Annotated in this window: 17 protein-coding genes and 2 tRNA genes; 15 read left to right on the forward strand and 4 right to left on the reverse strand. The window is 30.6% G+C overall.

Going from position 1 to position 15,679, the window contains the following annotated elements; genetic code table 11:
- Window position 1 precedes the first annotated feature (1 nt).
- Both K8354_RS07140 and K8354_RS07145 read left to right on the forward strand, forming a co-directional pair.
- Window positions 2-559: a type 1 periplasmic binding fold superfamily protein gene (locus tag K8354_RS07140; RefSeq protein WP_223446726.1), complete on the forward strand. Its 558-nt coding sequence runs from the start codon at window positions 2-4 to the stop codon at window positions 557-559.
- 101 nt (window positions 560-660) lie between these two features.
- Window positions 661-1,395: a hypothetical protein gene (locus K8354_RS07145; protein WP_223446728.1), complete on the forward strand. Its 735-nt coding sequence runs from the start codon at window positions 661-663 to the stop codon at window positions 1,393-1,395.
- Window position 1,396: 1 nt separating this feature from the next.
- Here K8354_RS07145 and K8354_RS07150 read toward each other — a convergent pair whose 3' ends face one another.
- On the reverse strand, window positions 1,397-2,704 hold the full coding sequence (locus K8354_RS07150; RefSeq protein WP_223446730.1) for an MFS transporter: 1,308 nt from the start codon (window positions 2,702-2,704) through the stop codon (window positions 1,397-1,399).
- Window positions 2,705-2,789: 85 nt separating this feature from the next.
- A complete protein-coding gene (locus K8354_RS07155; RefSeq protein ID WP_223446732.1) occupies window positions 2,790-3,602 on the reverse strand; it encodes a M48 family metallopeptidase in 813 nt (270 codons plus the stop codon).
- A gap of 189 nt (window positions 3,603-3,791) precedes the next feature.
- On the opposite strand from K8354_RS07155, the gene K8354_RS07160 reads away from it, so the two are divergent.
- The 6 genes from K8354_RS07160 to K8354_RS07185 all read left to right on the forward strand — a co-directional run bounded on the left by K8354_RS07160 (window position 3,792) and on the right by K8354_RS07185 (window position 10,101).
- A complete protein-coding gene (locus K8354_RS07160; RefSeq protein ID WP_223446734.1) occupies window positions 3,792-4,601 on the forward strand; it encodes an alpha/beta fold hydrolase in 810 nt (269 codons plus the stop codon).
- Window positions 4,598-5,077 (forward strand): peptide-methionine (R)-S-oxide reductase MsrB, encoded by a 480-nt coding sequence (gene msrB, locus K8354_RS07165; RefSeq protein ID WP_223446737.1) that lies wholly within the window; start codon window positions 4,598-4,600, stop codon window positions 5,075-5,077. The genes K8354_RS07160 and msrB overlap by 4 nt, the downstream gene beginning before the upstream one ends.
- A 54-nt stretch (window positions 5,078-5,131) precedes the next feature.
- Entirely contained in the window at window positions 5,132-6,628 is a 1,497-nt protein-coding gene (locus tag K8354_RS07170) for a YfcC family protein (protein ID WP_223446740.1), read from the forward strand.
- A 230-nt stretch (window positions 6,629-6,858) separates the two neighbouring features.
- Window positions 6,859-8,187, forward strand: coding sequence for a signal recognition particle protein (gene ffh, locus K8354_RS07175; RefSeq protein ID WP_223446742.1), 1,329 nt, complete (start codon window positions 6,859-6,861; stop codon window positions 8,185-8,187).
- Between the two features lie 120 nt (window positions 8,188-8,307).
- On the forward strand, window positions 8,308-9,183 hold the full coding sequence (gene folD, locus K8354_RS07180; RefSeq protein ID WP_223446744.1) for a bifunctional methylenetetrahydrofolate dehydrogenase/methenyltetrahydrofolate cyclohydrolase FolD: 876 nt from the start codon (window positions 8,308-8,310) through the stop codon (window positions 9,181-9,183).
- Window positions 9,184-10,101 carry a YitT family protein gene (locus K8354_RS07185; protein ID WP_223446746.1) on the forward strand — a complete coding sequence of 306 codons (918 nt, stop codon included), beginning with the start codon at window positions 9,184-9,186 and terminating at the stop codon, window positions 10,099-10,101.
- Window positions 10,102-10,191: 90 nt separating this feature from the next.
- On the opposite strand, the gene K8354_RS07190 is transcribed toward K8354_RS07185, so the two are convergent.
- Complete coding sequence (locus tag K8354_RS07190) at window positions 10,192-11,115, reverse strand: FKBP-type peptidyl-prolyl cis-trans isomerase (protein WP_223446748.1); 924 nt, start codon at window positions 11,113-11,115, stop codon at window positions 10,192-10,194.
- A gap of 80 nt (window positions 11,116-11,195) precedes the next feature.
- Here K8354_RS07190 and K8354_RS07195 point away from each other — a divergent pair, with 80 nt between their 5' ends.
- Entirely contained in the window at window positions 11,196-11,576 is a 381-nt protein-coding gene (locus tag K8354_RS07195) for an RNA-binding S4 domain-containing protein (RefSeq protein WP_223446750.1), read from the forward strand.
- Entirely contained in the window at window positions 11,573-12,076 is a 504-nt protein-coding gene (locus K8354_RS07200; protein WP_223446773.1) for a phosphoribosyltransferase family protein, read from the forward strand. Before K8354_RS07195 ends, K8354_RS07200 begins: the two co-directional genes overlap by 4 nt.
- Here the strand turns inward: K8354_RS07200 and K8354_RS07205 are convergent.
- Window positions 12,068-12,583: a shikimate kinase gene (locus K8354_RS07205; RefSeq protein ID WP_223446775.1), complete on the reverse strand. Its 516-nt coding sequence runs from the start codon at window positions 12,581-12,583 to the stop codon at window positions 12,068-12,070. The genes K8354_RS07200 and K8354_RS07205 overlap by 9 nt on opposite strands.
- A 95-nt stretch (window positions 12,584-12,678) precedes the next feature.
- Between K8354_RS07205 and K8354_RS07210 the strand changes: the two genes are divergently transcribed.
- The 5 genes from K8354_RS07210 (at window position 12,679) to K8354_RS07230 (ending at window position 15,464) form a co-directional block, all read left to right on the forward strand.
- Window positions 12,679-12,751: transfer RNA gene (locus K8354_RS07210), tRNA-Lys, on the forward strand.
- A gap of 49 nt (window positions 12,752-12,800) precedes the next feature.
- Window positions 12,801-12,884, forward strand: a tRNA-Leu gene (locus K8354_RS07215).
- 466 nt (window positions 12,885-13,350) lie between these two features.
- Entirely contained in the window at window positions 13,351-13,575 is a 225-nt protein-coding gene (locus K8354_RS07220) for a hypothetical protein (protein ID WP_223446777.1), read from the forward strand.
- 723 nt (window positions 13,576-14,298) lie between these two features.
- Window positions 14,299-14,901, forward strand: coding sequence for a hypothetical protein (locus K8354_RS07225; protein WP_223446779.1), 603 nt, complete (start codon window positions 14,299-14,301; stop codon window positions 14,899-14,901).
- Entirely contained in the window at window positions 14,898-15,464 is a 567-nt protein-coding gene (locus K8354_RS07230; RefSeq protein ID WP_223446781.1) for a hypothetical protein, read from the forward strand. Before K8354_RS07225 ends, K8354_RS07230 begins: the two co-directional genes overlap by 4 nt.
- The last annotated feature ends 215 nt before the right edge of the window (window positions 15,465-15,679 follow it).

Consider the following 15,679-nt stretch of genomic DNA (forward strand, 5'->3'; position numbering starts at 1 on the left):
TATGAAAACTTTAAATACAATTAAATTAGTCGCAATATTATTTATTTCAAGCATCTCAATTTCTAGTTGCTCTGATGATCACGACCATGATGATCATGACCATGAAGAAGAATTAATTACAACAGTTACCTACACTTTAACCAGTGATACTGATATTGTTACCTTAGAATTTAAAGATTTAACGGGTGGAAGTATTGATGATGCAACTTTTAATGTTTCTACACCATTAACTGCAAATACTACATATACAGGGTCAATTCAATTATTAAATGAAACTGAATCTCCGGCAGATAATATTACTGCGGAAGTTGAAGCAGAAGGAGACGAACATGAGTTTTTCTATGCAACTTCATTGAGTGGTTTATCAATTACTAAAAGTGATGCTGATGTAAATGGAAATCCAATAGGAATAGAAACCATAGTAACCACAGGCAATGCTGGTTCAGGAACTTTAACCATTATTTTAAAGCACGAACCAACAAAACCTAATAATGGCTCTTCTGCAGACGCAGGCGGAAGCACAGATGCTGAAGTAACTTTTAACATTACAGTGCAATAAACAAGTTTTTTATTCTACTAAAAAGCAGCTATTTCTTTAGCTGCTTTTTTATTTTTATAAACTGAATAATTCTTATTACATTTCAAACAAAATTTTTAAATATGTCTAAAGAACTTCTTTTAAATGATATAATTCTTGGTTACAGAAATTTAATTGCAGAAAGGTATGAATACAAAGATTTAAAAGAAAAATATGATTTTCCAAAAACTATCAATGAAAAAGTAGTAAATGATATAAAAACTTATTTTTTAACGTATATCTATCCTAATTTAGAAAAAAGAGCTGAATTAGATGAGGCATTTAGCACTTTAGACGACTTTATAAAAAACCCTCAAAAGTTATTAAATTTAGTATTAGAATCCTTAAAATTACTTTTTACCCATGGCAGGCATCTTCCCAAAATATTTAATGCGGGTTTAAAAGCGATGAAATCTTTTAGAGGAGCCACAAAATTTGAAAATGCTATTGTACTAATAGCCGCTCAAGAAAATAGCACGCCCCCTTTTACAACCAAAAAAATAAGTAAATTAATTCAACTTTTGCCTTACCACGAAATTGAAGAATTTATGAAAAACACTGAAAATTTTTTCAATATTATTTATGATAAAGAATTGGTTGAGAAGATTAAAGAAATCATTTGCTTTTTAATTTTAAAAATGAAGAAGAAACCTAAAATATTCTCTAAAAAAGAAATTATAGGTTTAACTTTAGCTTTAGAAACTATTTCTAAAGGAGAAGAACTGCTGAATACGTTAACTCAAAAAGATCAAGAAATTTTAATTGCCTTTGTTTTGCAAATAGAAAAAGATTATTTGCAAGAAATATTTTCAAAATAAGCTACTGTACATATTTAGTTTTTTTGATACTGCTCAATGATATAAAAGCACCTAAAAAGAAAATACCTAAAGCTAAAACACTCGTTTGAATTGTAAAAAAAGAAGTTAACAGTCCAAAGGTCACCATTCCTACAACCAAAGCTATTTTTTCTGTAACATCAAAAAAACTAAAATAAGATGCATGGTCTTTTGTTTTAGGTAATAATTTTGAATACGTAGACCTTGCTAAAGATTGAATAGCGCCCATGACCAAGCCAATTAAAGCCCCTAAAACGTAAAAATAAATATCTATGTTAGGAGTATCTTTGGTTAAATTAAAACCAATAAAACAAACCAAACCCCATATTACAATGGCTATTTTTAAAGTTTTAATATTCCCTATTTTGTTAGAAAGTCTTGAAAAAAGAAAAGCTCCCAAAATACCTACAAACTGAACTAATAAAATAGTTCCTAATAGATTTAAAGTAGGCAAGCCAAGTATTGTTCCGAAAATACCCGCCATTAAAATAATCGTCTGAACACCAATACTCAAAAGAAAAAAAGAAATCAAAAATATTTTAAGTTCTTTGTAAGCAAATAATTCATTGGCTACTTTTTTAATTTCTCTAAGACCTTTGATAAAATAATTGTCTTTTGGTAGCGATACTTTTTCTGTGTTTGGCAATTTTGCGTAGGTAATTTGGGCAAAACCCAACCACCAAATACCAACTAAAACAAAAGAAAGCTGAGAGCCAAATTGTTTGTCAAAAAAACCAAAAACTTCAGTTTCTATAAGCACCAAACAAATAAGCAGTAAAATTATAGAGCCTGAATACCCCATCATAAATCCTTTTGCACTCACATTATCTTGCTGTCCTGGATGTGCAATTTCTGGTAAATATGCATTGTAAAAAACAATACTCCCCCAAAACCCGATACTGGCTAAAATTGTAAATAAAATACCGACCCAAAGCGTTTCTTTACCTGTAAAAAAGAATAAACACATGACAGAGATAGACCCTAAGAGGCAAAAACCTTTTAAAAATTTCTTTTTGTTACCAGCATAATCTGCAATACCAGATAACATTGGGGACATTAAGGAAACCACTAAAAATGAAAAAGCTAAAGCATAATTATACAAAGAAGTAGAATTCCATAATAATCCTAAAAATTCTATTTTATTATCAGCATTTGCGAACCCTTCTGAAGTTGTTAAACCGGCATAATATATAGGAAAAACAGCAGTACTAATCACTAAAGAATACACAGAGTTTGCCCAATCATAAAAAGCCCAAGCATTTATCAATTTTTTGTCTCCAATTTTTAACATATATCTATTTTATAAAAAAGCCATTCAAAATTATTTTTTTGAACGGCTAAATATATGAAAACTTATGTTAGGTCTAGTTTTTCATTTACAAATTTCCTTTTGCGTTATATGTTGCTGCATATTTTTTAGCAGTTGGCAAATAATTTTTTAAATCTTGAATTCTAGATTCATTCGAAGGGTGTGTACTTAAAATTTCTGGTTGAGAACCACCTTTAGAGGTTTGACTCATTCTTACCCAAACTTCTGCAGCTTCTCTTCCGTCATAACCTGCCATAAGCATAAAAACAAGTCCTAGTCTATCCGCCTCTTGTTCATGAACTCTGCTAAATTTTAAAACTCCTAAACCAGAAGTAACACCAAAAGCTGTGTTCCAAATTTGCTGGGTCTTTGTACTTTCTCCAGAAGTACCTAAAGCAACAGCCAAACCACCAATTTGCTGCAGTTGTCCTTGAGACATTCTTTCTTGTCCGTGTTTTGCAAACGCATGAGCTACTTCATGCCCCATAACGGCGGCAACTCCGTTTACATTGGCACAAATAGGCATGATACCTGTATAAAAAACAACCTTACCTCCAGGCAAACACCAAGCATTTACTGTTTTATCCTCTATCAAATTAAACTCCCATTTATAAGCATCTGCTTCCGCTTGCATATTATTTGCGCGCATAAAACGATCTACTGCCGCTGCTATATTTTTACCAACTTCCTTTACCTGATTGGTCATTTCTCTATTCGTCGAAAGCTTGTTTTCTTTCAAAAAGCCCTGGTATTGCGCAAAACTTGCTGGCAAAACTTGAGCATCACTTACAAAATTAACACGTTTTCTTCCTGTAATTGGCACTGTACTGCATTCAGAAAAAAGAAAAACGGCTACTACTAAAACTATAATTTTTTTCATTTTTTTTAACTTTTTGATTCTCATTGTAAGACACTAAACCTGTAATTTAGTCACTTACTAAATGGAATATTAATTGCTATAAAATTACATATTCTATGGGTACCAAAAAAATAATTCTCATTAATGCTATTTTTCTCTAAACGCAAGATTTTACCCCCAAGTATACGGATTCCAAAGACGGTTAAATGGGTGTTTAAAATAATCTATTTAATTTCAGAAAGGTTCGCTTTATATCTTGCAGCAAAACTATTCACAACACCTATTGATTATAAAACTCCCAAAAGAGAATTAGGAATGGAAGATGCTTCTCAAAAAAAGTTGCATCATGTTGCATCCATCAAAAAAGATATTCATGTTTTGTCTTATGGATTTTCAGATAAAAAAGTTTTGTTAGTTCATGGCTGGGCAGGCAGAAGCACTCAACTTTTTATGATTGCCAATACTCTTTTAGAAAATGGGTTTATGGTCATTTCTTTTGATGCGCCTGCTCACGGAAAATCAACAGGAAAAACAACGAACTTATTAGAATATATAGAAACCATTAAAAGTATTTGTAAAGAATATGGCCCTTTTGAAGCTGCTGTTGGTCATTCTTTTGGTGCAATGGCAATTATGAACGCCCAAGCAAATTTAGTGCTTTTTAAATGTCTGGTAACCATAGGTTCTGGAGATAAAGTTGCCGATATTTTACTTAATTTTGCGAATAATTTAGGGTTAGATGCTATTTTTGGACAAAAATTAATTGATTCTTTAGAAAAGAAATGGAATATAAATCTAATGTATTATGACACTAATGAAGTTGCTAAAAAAGTAAAAATACCCGTTTTGGTAATTCATGATACCAAAGATGGAGATGTTTTTGTAAGTTGTGCTCTAAATATTCGTCAACATTTAGAGAATGGAAAACTAGATATTACCACTGGCTTAGGACATACAAAAATTCTTCGGGATAAAAATACAACCCAAAAAATAGTTCACTTTATAAAACAAAACACATGAAAAAAATAGCAAGTATTTTAATTTTAGTACTAATGATTAGCTGCGCAGGAAACGCACAAGATACATCAAAAGAAAAAAAAACCTATAAAATTGTAAAAACAGAGGCTGAATGGAAAAAATTACTTTCTCCTTTGCAGTATACTGTTTTGCGTGAAGCAGGAACAGAAAGACCTTTTTCAAGTGAGTTTAATAATAACAAGAAAAAAGGAACTTTTGTTTGTGCCGCTTGTGAAACCCCTTTATATAAATCTGAACATAAATATGATTCAGGTTCTGGATGGCCTTCATTTGATAGAGCTATAAAAGAAAATGTAGCATTAGATGTAGATTATAAAATTGGCTATGCAAGAACGGAGTTAAAATGCAATACTTGTGGTGGTCATTTAGGTCACTCTTTTGATGATGGTCCTAAAAAAACGACCGGAAAACGTCATTGTATTAATGGAGCTGCAATGAAATTTGTGGAGGATAAATAAATTAGCGGATCTCCTTTAAAAGAGTATCTTTAAAAATTTAAAACGATTTTAAAGATGAAAAAGATGAAATTTCCGAGTGCACAAACGGTTTTACTGATAATAGCTACTTTTGTTTCCGTTTTAACTTGGTGCATCCCCTCTGGGCAATATGAAAGATTAGCCTATAATGAAGAAAATAACTCTTTTTTAAAAACAGATAAAGAGCATTCTGTTGTTTTAGAGGCTACGCAAAAAACATTAGACGATTTACAGGTTAATATTCCTTTAGAAAAATTTACTTCTGGCGCTATTTACAAAGCTATCAGTATTCCTGGAACGTATCAAAAATTAGAAGCGAAGCCACAAGGAGTTATTGAACTAATTTTATCGCCTTTAAAAGGAATTATAGCAGTTGCTGATATTATTATTCTCGTTTTATTTATTGGAGGACTCGTTGCTATTGTAAATTTCACAGGTGCTTTTGAAGCAGGAATTACCAGACTTTCTAAACTTTTAGAGGGTAAAGAATATATTCTAATTATTGCGGTAACTTCTTTAATTGCATTAGGTGGCACTTCTTTTGGTTTGGGAGAAGAGACGATTGCCTTCTACCCTATTTTAGTTCCTATTTTTATCGCTGCAAAATATGATGCGCTCGTTGCTTTAGCCTCTATATATGTGGGTACTAGTATCGGTACAATGATATCTACAACAAATCCGTTTAGCACCATAATTGCTTCTAATTCTGCGGGTATTAGTTGGACAACAGGAATTGAAGGAAGAATTATAATGCTGTTCATAAGTTTAATTATTTGTATTTTATATATTATAAGATATGCACAAAAGGTAAAAAAAGATCCTTCAAAATCTATTATTTTTGATCAGAAAGAAAGTATCGAGAAAATATTTACCTTTCAAGAATCATCAGAAACCATCCATTTTAATTTTCGTTTAAAATTAGTGCTTTTTATTTTTGCTTTATGCTTTGTTGTCATGGTTTATGGGGTGATTAGTTTAGATTGGTGGTTCTTAGAAATGACAGGAGTTTTCTTTGTGGGTGCAGTTCTCATAGGATTTTTATGTAGAATAAATGAAACTATCTTTGTAAATACATTTATAAAAGGAGCTAGTGAATTGTTAAGTGTTGCTTTTATTATTGGATTAGCAAGAGGAGTTACTATTTTAATGGAAGATGGTTTAATTAGCGATACATTATTATATTATGCGAGTTCATTTACAGACGGCATGAATAAAGGGCTGTTTATAAACGCTATCATGTTTGTTTATAGCGGATTAGCATTTTTTATTCCTTCATCATCAGGAATGGCAGTTTTAACAATGCCCATTATGTCTCCTTTAGCAGATACGGTCTCTTTAGGTAGAGAACATATCGTAAATGCTTATCTTTTAGGCATCGGTTTATTCAACTTTATAAACCCAACAGGATTGGTTCTAGCTTCTCTTGCAATGATAAAAGTAGGATACGATAAATGGTTGAAATTTATAATTCCTTTAGTGCTAATTTTAATAGGAACATCGATGATTTTCTTGACAATTTCAGTTTATTTATAAGTATTCATTTATCGGTATCCAACGAAAAAAGTAGTTTCAAATTGATAAGCAATCATTTGCAAGTCTAATGAGTATAAAACCTTGTCAAAATCTTACTTTTTTATTTTTTTATTCTAGTTTTTATTCATTTCCTCAACTTTTTCATCAGTATATTTTTAAATAGAGATTAAATCTTTAAAAAGCGAACTCTAATTTTTATATTTGTAGTTCCAAATTAAAGTAGATACAATATGTTTAACAATTTAAGCGAAAAATTAGATAAAGCCCTGCACACCCTAAAAGGTCATGGTAAAATTACAGAGGTAAACGTTGCAGAAACTTTAAAAGAAGTTAGAAGAGCTCTTTTAGATGCCGATGTTAACTTTAAAATTGCGAAAGATTTTACTAAAAGAGTGCAAACCGCTGCTATAGGACAGGATGTTTTAACAACCTTAAATCCTGGGCAGTTATTAGTAAAATTGGTAAAGGATGAACTAACTAAATTAATGGGTGGAGACACGGTTGGTATTAATTTAAGTGGCGCACCAACAGTAATTTTAATGTCTGGTTTACAGGGTTCTGGTAAAACTACTTTTTCAGGAAAATTAGCAAACTACCTAAAAACTAAAAAATCAAAACAAGTTTTATTAGTAGGTTGTGATGTTTATAGACCTGCTGCAATAAATCAATTACAAGTTGTTGGAGAACAAATTGGTGTAGAAGTGTATGCAGAAGTTGGTAATAACAATCCTGTTGAAATTTCTCTGAATGCTTTAAAACATGCCAAAGCAACTGGTAAAAATGTAGTGATTATTGATACCGCCGGACGTTTAGCGGTAGATACAGAAATGATGAATGAAATTTCTAACATTCATAAAGCTGTGCATCCTCAAGAAACCTTGTTCGTAGTAGATTCTATGACAGGGCAAGATGCTGTAAATACGGCAAAAACATTTAATGACATTTTAAATTTCGATGGCGTTGTATTGACCAAATTAGATGGAGATACAAGAGGTGGTGCCGCTTTATCTATTAAATCTGTAGTCGATAAACCAATTAAATTTATTGGTACTGGAGAAAAAATGGATGCGATTGATGTTTTTCATCCTGATAGAATGGCAGACAGAATTTTGGGAATGGGAGATGTTATTTCTCTTGTAGAAAGAGCCCAAGATCAATATGATGAGGAGGAAGCTAGAAAATTACAAAAGAAAATTGCTAAAAATCAGTTTGGTTTCGATGACTTTTTAAGTCAGATTCAGCAAATTAAAAAGATGGGAAGCATGAAAGATTTAATGGGTATGATTCCTGGAGCTGGCAAAGCGATGAAAGACGTAGATATTGATGATGATTCTTTTAAAGGAATTGAAGCTATTATTTATTCCATGACGCCGTCTGAAAGAAGTACACCAAGAACGATAAATGCAAGTAGAAAAAAGAGAATTGCCAAAGGTTCTGGAACCTCTATTCAAGAAGTAAATCAATTGATGAAGCAATTTAATCAAATGAGTAAAATGATGAAGATGATGCAAGGCGGTGGTGGTAAAAAAATGATGCAAATGATGAAAGGAATGCAATAATTCATTGCAATATTTGTAAAACAAAAAGCATACGCAGATGAATTCAGAAAGTCATTAAAATAGATCATCTTGTGAAAATTTAAATAAGAATAGTATCAGAATTTATATTTTAAAAGAAAAATGATTTTATTAGACGGAAAAAAAACTGCAGCAGAGATTAAAGAAGAAATTGCTTTAGAAGTTAGAGAATTAAAAAATAACGGATATGACACACCACATCTTGCTGCAATTATTGTAGGCAATAATGGGGCAAGTATTACGTATGTAAATGCAAAAGTAAAAGCTTGTGAAAGAGTTGGTTTTGAATCTACATTAATTCGATTACCAGAAGAAATTACTGAAGATGAATTATTGAATGAAATCGCTATTTTAAATATTGATAATGATATTGATGGTTTTATTGTTCAATTGCCTTTGCCAAAACATATTGATGAGCAAAAAGTAATTATGACAATCGATCCAGATAAAGATGTAGATGGATTTCATCCAACAAATGTTGGTAAAATGGCTTTAAATTTGCCAACTTTTATTTCTGCAACTCCTTTCGGAATATTAGAATTATTAGACCGATACCATATTGAAACTTCGGGTAAACACGTGGTTGTTTTAGGCAGAAGTCATATTGTTGGTAGCCCAATGAGTATTTTATTATCTCAAAAAAGAAAAGTTGGTAATGCAACGGTTACGATGTGTCATAGTAGAACAAAAAACTTAAAAGAGATTACATTACAAGCAGATATTATCGTTGCTGCAATTGGTATTCCAGAATTTTTAAAAGCAGATATGGTTAAAGATCACGTTACTATAATCGATGTAGGAATTACCCGTTTAGCAGATTCTAGAAAAAAAAGTGGCTACCGTTTAGTGGGTGATGTTGCTTTTGATGAAGTTTCAAAAAAAGCTGACTTTATTACTCCTGTTCCTGGCGGAGTTGGGCCCATGACCATTGCCATGCTTTTGAAAAACACACTACTTGCTTGTAAAAGAAAAAATTAAATGAGAGTCACTAAAGCTAACAATTATTTTTCTGAATATTTTCAAATATTGATAGGAATTGTATTGACTAGTCTTGGCTTAAAAGCATTTTTATTACCCAATGGTTTTTTAGATGGTGGCGTTACTGGTATTGCTTTATTAGTAAGAACTCAAGTAGATATTAACATGTCTTACTTACTCGTTATTATTAGTATTCCTTTTTTAATTCTTGGATATTTTACGGTTTCTAAAGCCATTGTAATTAAATCTATGGTTAGCATACTTGGTGTAGCTTTATTTATTCATTTTGAAAATTTTCAGACCATTACAAATGATAAATTATTAATTTCAATTTTTGGAGGATTATTAGTAGGTTCTGGCATTGGAATTGCGATTAGAAATGGTTCTGTGCTAGATGGTTCAGAAATTCTCGGTGTTTTTATTAATGATAAATTCGGCGTAAGTATTGGTAAAGTAATTATGCTGTTTAACATTGTATTATTTTCTATAACGGCCTTTGTCATATCAATTGAAGTTGCCCTCTACTCTATTCTAACCTATATTATTGCAGCAAAAGTAACGGATACCGTTATAGAGGGTTTTGAAGATTTTATAGGAGTTACTATTGTTTCTAAAAAATACGATTTAATTAAGGTTGCTATTTTAGAAGAAATCGGCGTTGGTTTAACCGTGTATAAAGGAAGTTCTGGTTTTGGAAGCAAAGGACATACGGAAGACTTCGATATTATACATACTATTATTAATAGAATTGATATTAAAAAAATGTATCGAATTATTAACGGTATTGATGCGGAAGCTTTTATTGTTGAGTTTGATGTAAATAATGTAAAAGGAGGCGTTTTAAGACATTACTTAAATAAGAGGAAAAATGCTAAATTTTTAAGTTTAAAAGAATCCGTTTTAAATAAAGAAAAATAGATAAAAGCTTTATTTCATTTGTTACTTAAACACAAAAAACTCTTTCCAATAGAAAGAGTTTTTATATTATTTTTTTTAAAAAGATATACTTTATTTAATATCAGGATTTAAATAATCTGGTAATGTAGGATTGTTAGGATCACTAAAATCATTTGTTGGATCACCATCATTATTAGCGTCTTCATCTGCCGTAAAAACGCCATCGCCATCATCATCTACATCAAAATAATTAGGGAAACCATCTAAATCAGTATCATCATTAAAAAGATTGCCATCATTATCAACATCTTCTTCAATCGTTGGTACTCCATCATTATCGTGATCTGTATCTGGAACAAAATCTAGCAAATCAATGTAAAAAAGCAAATTTGTATCGACTAAAGAACTTGTATAGTTCTGTGGATTAGAAGACGGATATGCCAATCCTGAAGGTATAAAAAGCACTCCTTTTCCTCCATTTAAGTACGTGATTGGACCATTAAAAATACCACCCGTATCTGGATCTTTTTTAAGTTCACCTCCTTTTAAATTGGTGTATCCATAAGACCAACCTTTTATTACCGATAATAAGTTAAACCACAGTCCTCTTGTATTGCTATCAAAATTGGTATCACTAAAGGATGTACCAGACATTGTTCTGCCTGCATATTTCACAAAAACAGAATCTACTTTTGTTGGATACCCCTTATCAGGATCAGCGCCTGCATCTCCTTCTATAGCCACATAAACATATAATTTGTAATCTATAGCATTTTCTGTAACCTCCATCACTTTTAGATGTTCTGTATCATCAAAGATCGCAGTTTTACCAGTGACCAATGGCTTAACTGAATCCACCTCGGTATCATAATAATGATTCTTTAAAAATTTAACTATCGAATCGTTATCAGAAACCGCTAAAGCTATATGATTAACATCAGCAAAAGGATTCACTATAAAATTATTATCATCGCCGCAAGCGTACATTAAAATTGCTACAATTGCAACCGCAAATATATTTTTAATTTTTGCCATTTATTCTCAAAATTTTAAGCGTGCAATTTACCATTTTTATACCTTTGTAAAAAGACAAATTATACATTTTAACTTTTTTTATGAGAATAGATAAATACTTATGGTGCATTCGTGTTTTTAAAACAAGAAGTATAGCCACTACCGCTTGTAAAAAGGGACAAGTAAAAATGGATGGCAAAAATGTTAAGCCCTCTAAAGATATTTTTGGAAATGAATTGATTATCGTTAGAAAAAATCAGATTAATTATCAAATAAAAGTTTTAGATTTACCTGAAAGTAGAGTTGGTGCAAAATTAGTAGATATTTATAGAAAAGATACTACCCCAAAAGAGGAGTTTGCCAAAAATGAACTTTTAAAATACGCTAAAGATTACTATCGTAAAAAAGGAACAGGAAGACCTACTAAAAAAGATCGAAGAGATATAGAAGATTACACAGAAGATAGCGAAGAAAACGTATGATAGCAGAAAACAACATCATCTTAAATACATTGCAAATTAATCAGAAGGTTAAAAGAATTGCTTACCAAATATATGAAAGTAATAGTAACGAAAAAGAGGTTATTATTGCAGGTATTGTTGGTAACGGATATATTTTTGCCGAAAAAATTGTAAAAGTTTTACAAGAAATTTCTCCCTTAAAAGTCATCATTTGTGAGGTGCATATTCATAAGAAAAAACCTTTAGAATTAATTACAACTTCTTTGCAAGTTCATGAATATAAAAATAAATCTTTAGTTTTGGTTGATGATGTTTTAAACTCTGGTACTACCTTAATTTATGGTGTAAAACACTTTTTAAATGTGCCTTTAAAAAGATTTAAAACGGCGATATTAGTGAACAGAAATCATAAGAAATATCCTGTTAAAGCAGATTTTAAAGGGGTCTCACTATCAACCTCCATAAAAGAGCATGTACATGTTGATTTTTCAGAAAATGAATCGAAAGCGTATTTAGTTTAAAAGCTTTTCTAACTCTATAGCAACTTCACTTTTAGTCTTATCGTCTATTTGAATCGTCATTTTTGCCTGTTCGTAAAAAAAACGTCTTTCAAAGAGGTGTTTCGCAACAAATTCAGGAATTTGATCATTGTCTAAAGAAGCTATTAACGGTCTTTTAGATTTCTTTTTGATCAATCTTTTTACCAGCGTAGCAATACTTCCGTTTAAATAGATAGAAATGGTATCTTCTTTGTTTATTTCTTCCATATTATTGCCATAACATGGGGTTCCTCCTCCTAAAGAAAGTATAAAATTTTGGTCTTGAGAAAGTATTTCTTTCAAATATTGATGTTCTTTCAACCTAAAATAAATTTCTCCTTTGTTCTTAAAAATATTAGTAATCGACATGTTTTCATGTTCTATAATGTAATCATCTAAGTCTATAAAATTCATTGCCAAACTTTTAGCCATTTTTTTACCAATACTAGATTTACCAGACGCCATATACCCTAATAAGACAATTTTCATTATTATTTATTTTAGACAAATATCGTTAAAATTTATTCAATTTTATATTTCTATTTTAAACTATAGGTAGTATATTTGCACCTCATTTAATTTAAGACCTGGTAGCTCAGTTGGTAGAGCATCTCCCTTTTAAGGAGAGGGTCCTGGGTTCGAGCCCCAGCCCGGTCACTAAAAAGTTAAGCGCCTGCTTAACTTTTTTCTTTACAAGTATAAAAATGCGCACGTGGCGAAATTGGTAGACGCGCAGCCTTGAGGGGGCTGTAAACGCAAGTTTGTGGAAGTTCGAATCTTCTCGTGCGCACTTAATTAATGTTTTGTTTTTCTGTAGTTTAAAGCTAAAAAAATAAAAACATTTACTTTAAAAAAATCCTCAAAAAAAACTTTCGTACCGCTTTTTACACCCTTTAATAAATTTAATATTTTGTACACAAAGCCTAAAATAGTTATTCTAAAACATTGTTGTCCGATAAAAGATAAAAAGACCGCTTTCGCTGTTAGAATAAAGAACAAAGACTTAAATGTAACTAACTGAAAAACAATATTATTATGATTTTAAATTTTTCGATACATCATAAATTCTAAAGCGGTTTTAAAAGCAAGGTATACTACTTTAAAGGCTCTTCAAAATCAATACTATCAATACTTTAGCTAATTTTAATCGGACAACACTAATTCTAAAAACTAAAAATGAAGCAGGAAAACAAGTACCAGATTTAAATAAATATTGGTATGTTAAGTTTTCTTGCAGAAATCCTAAAACTGGAGAGATGAAGAAATTTCGGTTAAAAAAAGGGATCAATAAATATAAAACGCTTAAAGAAAGAAAATATGCGATTAAACACCTTCGCATAGCTGCGGAACGTGTTTTACAAGATGGTTACAGTCCTTTTCAGCGAAGAGAAATAGATGTCATAAAGAACAAACTTACACCACTAAAGAAGTTATTGAACTGGCTTTTAAAGAAAAAACATGGTTTGGAACACGATTTTTAAAATTAAAAAAGGAATTAAAATTTAGCATAGATTATGGCATCTATTCATTTAGACATATTGCCGTAATTCATTTATGTACTACCTACAAAAAAAAATCGGTTTAACCGATCTTGAAGCGAAAACAAAATGCTACCAATTACAAGGCATAAATCTTTAGACAGCCTTTCAAAATACCTTCGTGATATTGGAGCCAGTCTGACTAAAGACTATAGTGATGATTATAGTTTAGATTTTAAAAACCATTCAATTTTTTTAAACAGGCAAATAACAGCACGGTAATTGGTTTACAGCTTGTAAGCAGCAAGAAGTAATAGGATTCTACAACGGATCATTCATAAATATCGCACTTGTTTGGCAATAAGTGCGATATTTTTTTAAACAAGCAAATAACAGCAAAATTATAGGTTTAAAGGGTGTCAACGACGGCTTGCAATAGATTTACAAAGGATCAGCCACAAATATTGCAATAGTTTTGGAGAAGGTAGCAATAGTTTTTTGAAACAAGGAAAACAACTTTTTAAACCATGTCTATTATTTAAAACTCTTAAATAGCTGTTTTCTGTACTTTTCTGGATATTTAAACTCAGCGGAAAAATCAAATTGATTTTACTATTTTTACAAAGATTTAAAAAAGAAAAAATAATAACAATTATAACTATATGCGATATAACAGCAATGAGGATAGATGATTGTTGTATGCTATAACCACAGACAAAAATCACTATGAAATTAAAAAATTTGAAATTTGAAAATATTATAGAAGATGCAAAGAGTTTTATTGTAACAGAAAATGATAGTTATAGTGAAACTTACCCTGAATTTTTAAAGTATTTTGAAAAGATAGAAATGATAGAAAAACATCATTTAATTATTTCAAGTCATTTTGCTTATGGTTGGATGCCGACAATTATAAATTTAGACACAACACGAATAGATAAAGTTTTGTTTTTGCTAAATGCTGTAAAATCTGGACATTTATTAGATAAAGATGAAATTCTTATCATAAAAAACTGCATCAACAATTCATTAGTCGGTACATCAAAATTATTACACTTCATAAAACCTGAAAATTATGCAATTTGGGATAGTAGAATTTTTAGATACTTAACGGAAAAGAAAAGTGATTATGGAATTGGAAATCCTGAATATTATCTTGAATATATAGACGGATTAAAGATAATTTCTGAAAATGTGAACTATGAAACAATTCACTCTTTAATTTCAAGGAATTTTGATTATCCGTTATATCCAACGAGAGTGATTGAAATAATAATGTTTGAAACTGACAGGAAAAATCAATACGAGTTAAAAAATAATAGAAAATGAGATTTTGGTCTGGATTAGTCTTATCATTATTAGGAGGCTTAGTTGGAATAGGTATTTTTCGTGAATGGATAAAATTAAATTTTCCTGGTTTAGATGATTCAATACTCGATATTGTTTCAGTAATAGTGCTTATAATCGTATTAATTATTACCGCATTTGCCCATTTAAAACAATCAAAAGATTTAAAGAATATAGAAGTCGAACAAAAAGGACGAATTATTGAACTAAAACAGAAAAAAAACTTACTAAATGATTTAAAAAATATTGAAAAAATTAAAGTAATGTTGACAGGAATACAAGGTGACAGAGAGTCCATAAGATTTGCAAATTCAATTAAAAATATTCTTGTTGAGGCGAAATGGGAAGTTGAAGGAGTATGGGAAGATATAATAATTGGAGGTGTAGGTTTTGGAATAACTATACGTGAAAGTTCTTCTGACTCAAACTCTATTGGAAAAATCATGAATGAAATAATGAATAAAAATCAAATAAAGAGTAGAATTATATTCAAAGCTGACCTCGAAACAAATTGCATTGAAATTATTGTTGGCTCGCGTCCTTAATTCAATAATTTGAAACTAAGTTGAATTAAATAAAACTACAACCAATAACCTTCCAATAAGCTAACGCTTTATGCCTTGTTGACTGATCCATTGCTAAGAATAAGGGGAAAACCAACATTTGAGTGTAACTCGTCAGAATGCGCAATCTTAGATCTTAGACATTCGTTGTACTTTGAGTATTCTATAATTAGAAAATATTTTTTAAAATGATTGTT

The organism is Polaribacter litorisediminis (assembly GCF_019968605.1).
Classification (GTDB): domain Bacteria; phylum Bacteroidota; class Bacteroidia; order Flavobacteriales; family Flavobacteriaceae; genus Polaribacter; species Polaribacter litorisediminis.

Bases quoted from the DNA above. Each gene is read 5' to 3' on its own strand.
- msrB (WP_223446737.1), top strand. From the start codon at position 4,598: ATGAAAAAAATAGCAAGTATTTTAATTTTAGTACTAATGATTAGCTGC.
- K8354_RS07150 (WP_223446730.1), bottom strand. From the start codon at position 2,704: ATGTTAAAAATTGGAGACAAAAAATTGATAAATGCTTGGGCTTTTTAT.
- K8354_RS07170 (WP_223446740.1), top strand. From the start codon at position 5,132: ATGAAAAAGATGAAATTTCCGAGTGCACAAACGGTTTTACTGATAATA.
- K8354_RS07145 (WP_223446728.1), top strand. From the start codon at position 661: ATGTCTAAAGAACTTCTTTTAAATGATATAATTCTTGGTTACAGAAAT.
- K8354_RS07225 (WP_223446779.1), top strand. From the start codon at position 14,299: ATGAAATTAAAAAATTTGAAATTTGAAAATATTATAGAAGATGCAAAG.
- K8354_RS07205 (WP_223446775.1), bottom strand. From the start codon at position 12,583: ATGAAAATTGTCTTATTAGGGTATATGGCGTCTGGTAAATCTAGTATT.
- K8354_RS07140 (WP_223446726.1), top strand. From the start codon at position 2: ATGAAAACTTTAAATACAATTAAATTAGTCGCAATATTATTTATTTCA.
- ffh (WP_223446742.1), top strand. From the start codon at position 6,859: ATGTTTAACAATTTAAGCGAAAAATTAGATAAAGCCCTGCACACCCTA.
- K8354_RS07155 (WP_223446732.1), bottom strand. From the start codon at position 3,602: ATGAAAAAAATTATAGTTTTAGTAGTAGCCGTTTTTCTTTTTTCTGAA.
- folD (WP_223446744.1), top strand. From the start codon at position 8,308: ATGATTTTATTAGACGGAAAAAAAACTGCAGCAGAGATTAAAGAAGAA.
- K8354_RS07230 (WP_223446781.1), top strand. From the start codon at position 14,898: ATGAGATTTTGGTCTGGATTAGTCTTATCATTATTAGGAGGCTTAGTT.
- K8354_RS07190 (WP_223446748.1), bottom strand. From the start codon at position 11,115: ATGGCAAAAATTAAAAATATATTTGCGGTTGCAATTGTAGCAATTTTA.
- K8354_RS07200 (WP_223446773.1), top strand. From the start codon at position 11,573: ATGATAGCAGAAAACAACATCATCTTAAATACATTGCAAATTAATCAG.
- K8354_RS07220 (WP_223446777.1), top strand. From the start codon at position 13,351: ATGAAGAAATTTCGGTTAAAAAAAGGGATCAATAAATATAAAACGCTT.
- K8354_RS07185 (WP_223446746.1), top strand. From the start codon at position 9,184: ATGAGAGTCACTAAAGCTAACAATTATTTTTCTGAATATTTTCAAATA.
- K8354_RS07195 (WP_223446750.1), top strand. From the start codon at position 11,196: ATGAGAATAGATAAATACTTATGGTGCATTCGTGTTTTTAAAACAAGA.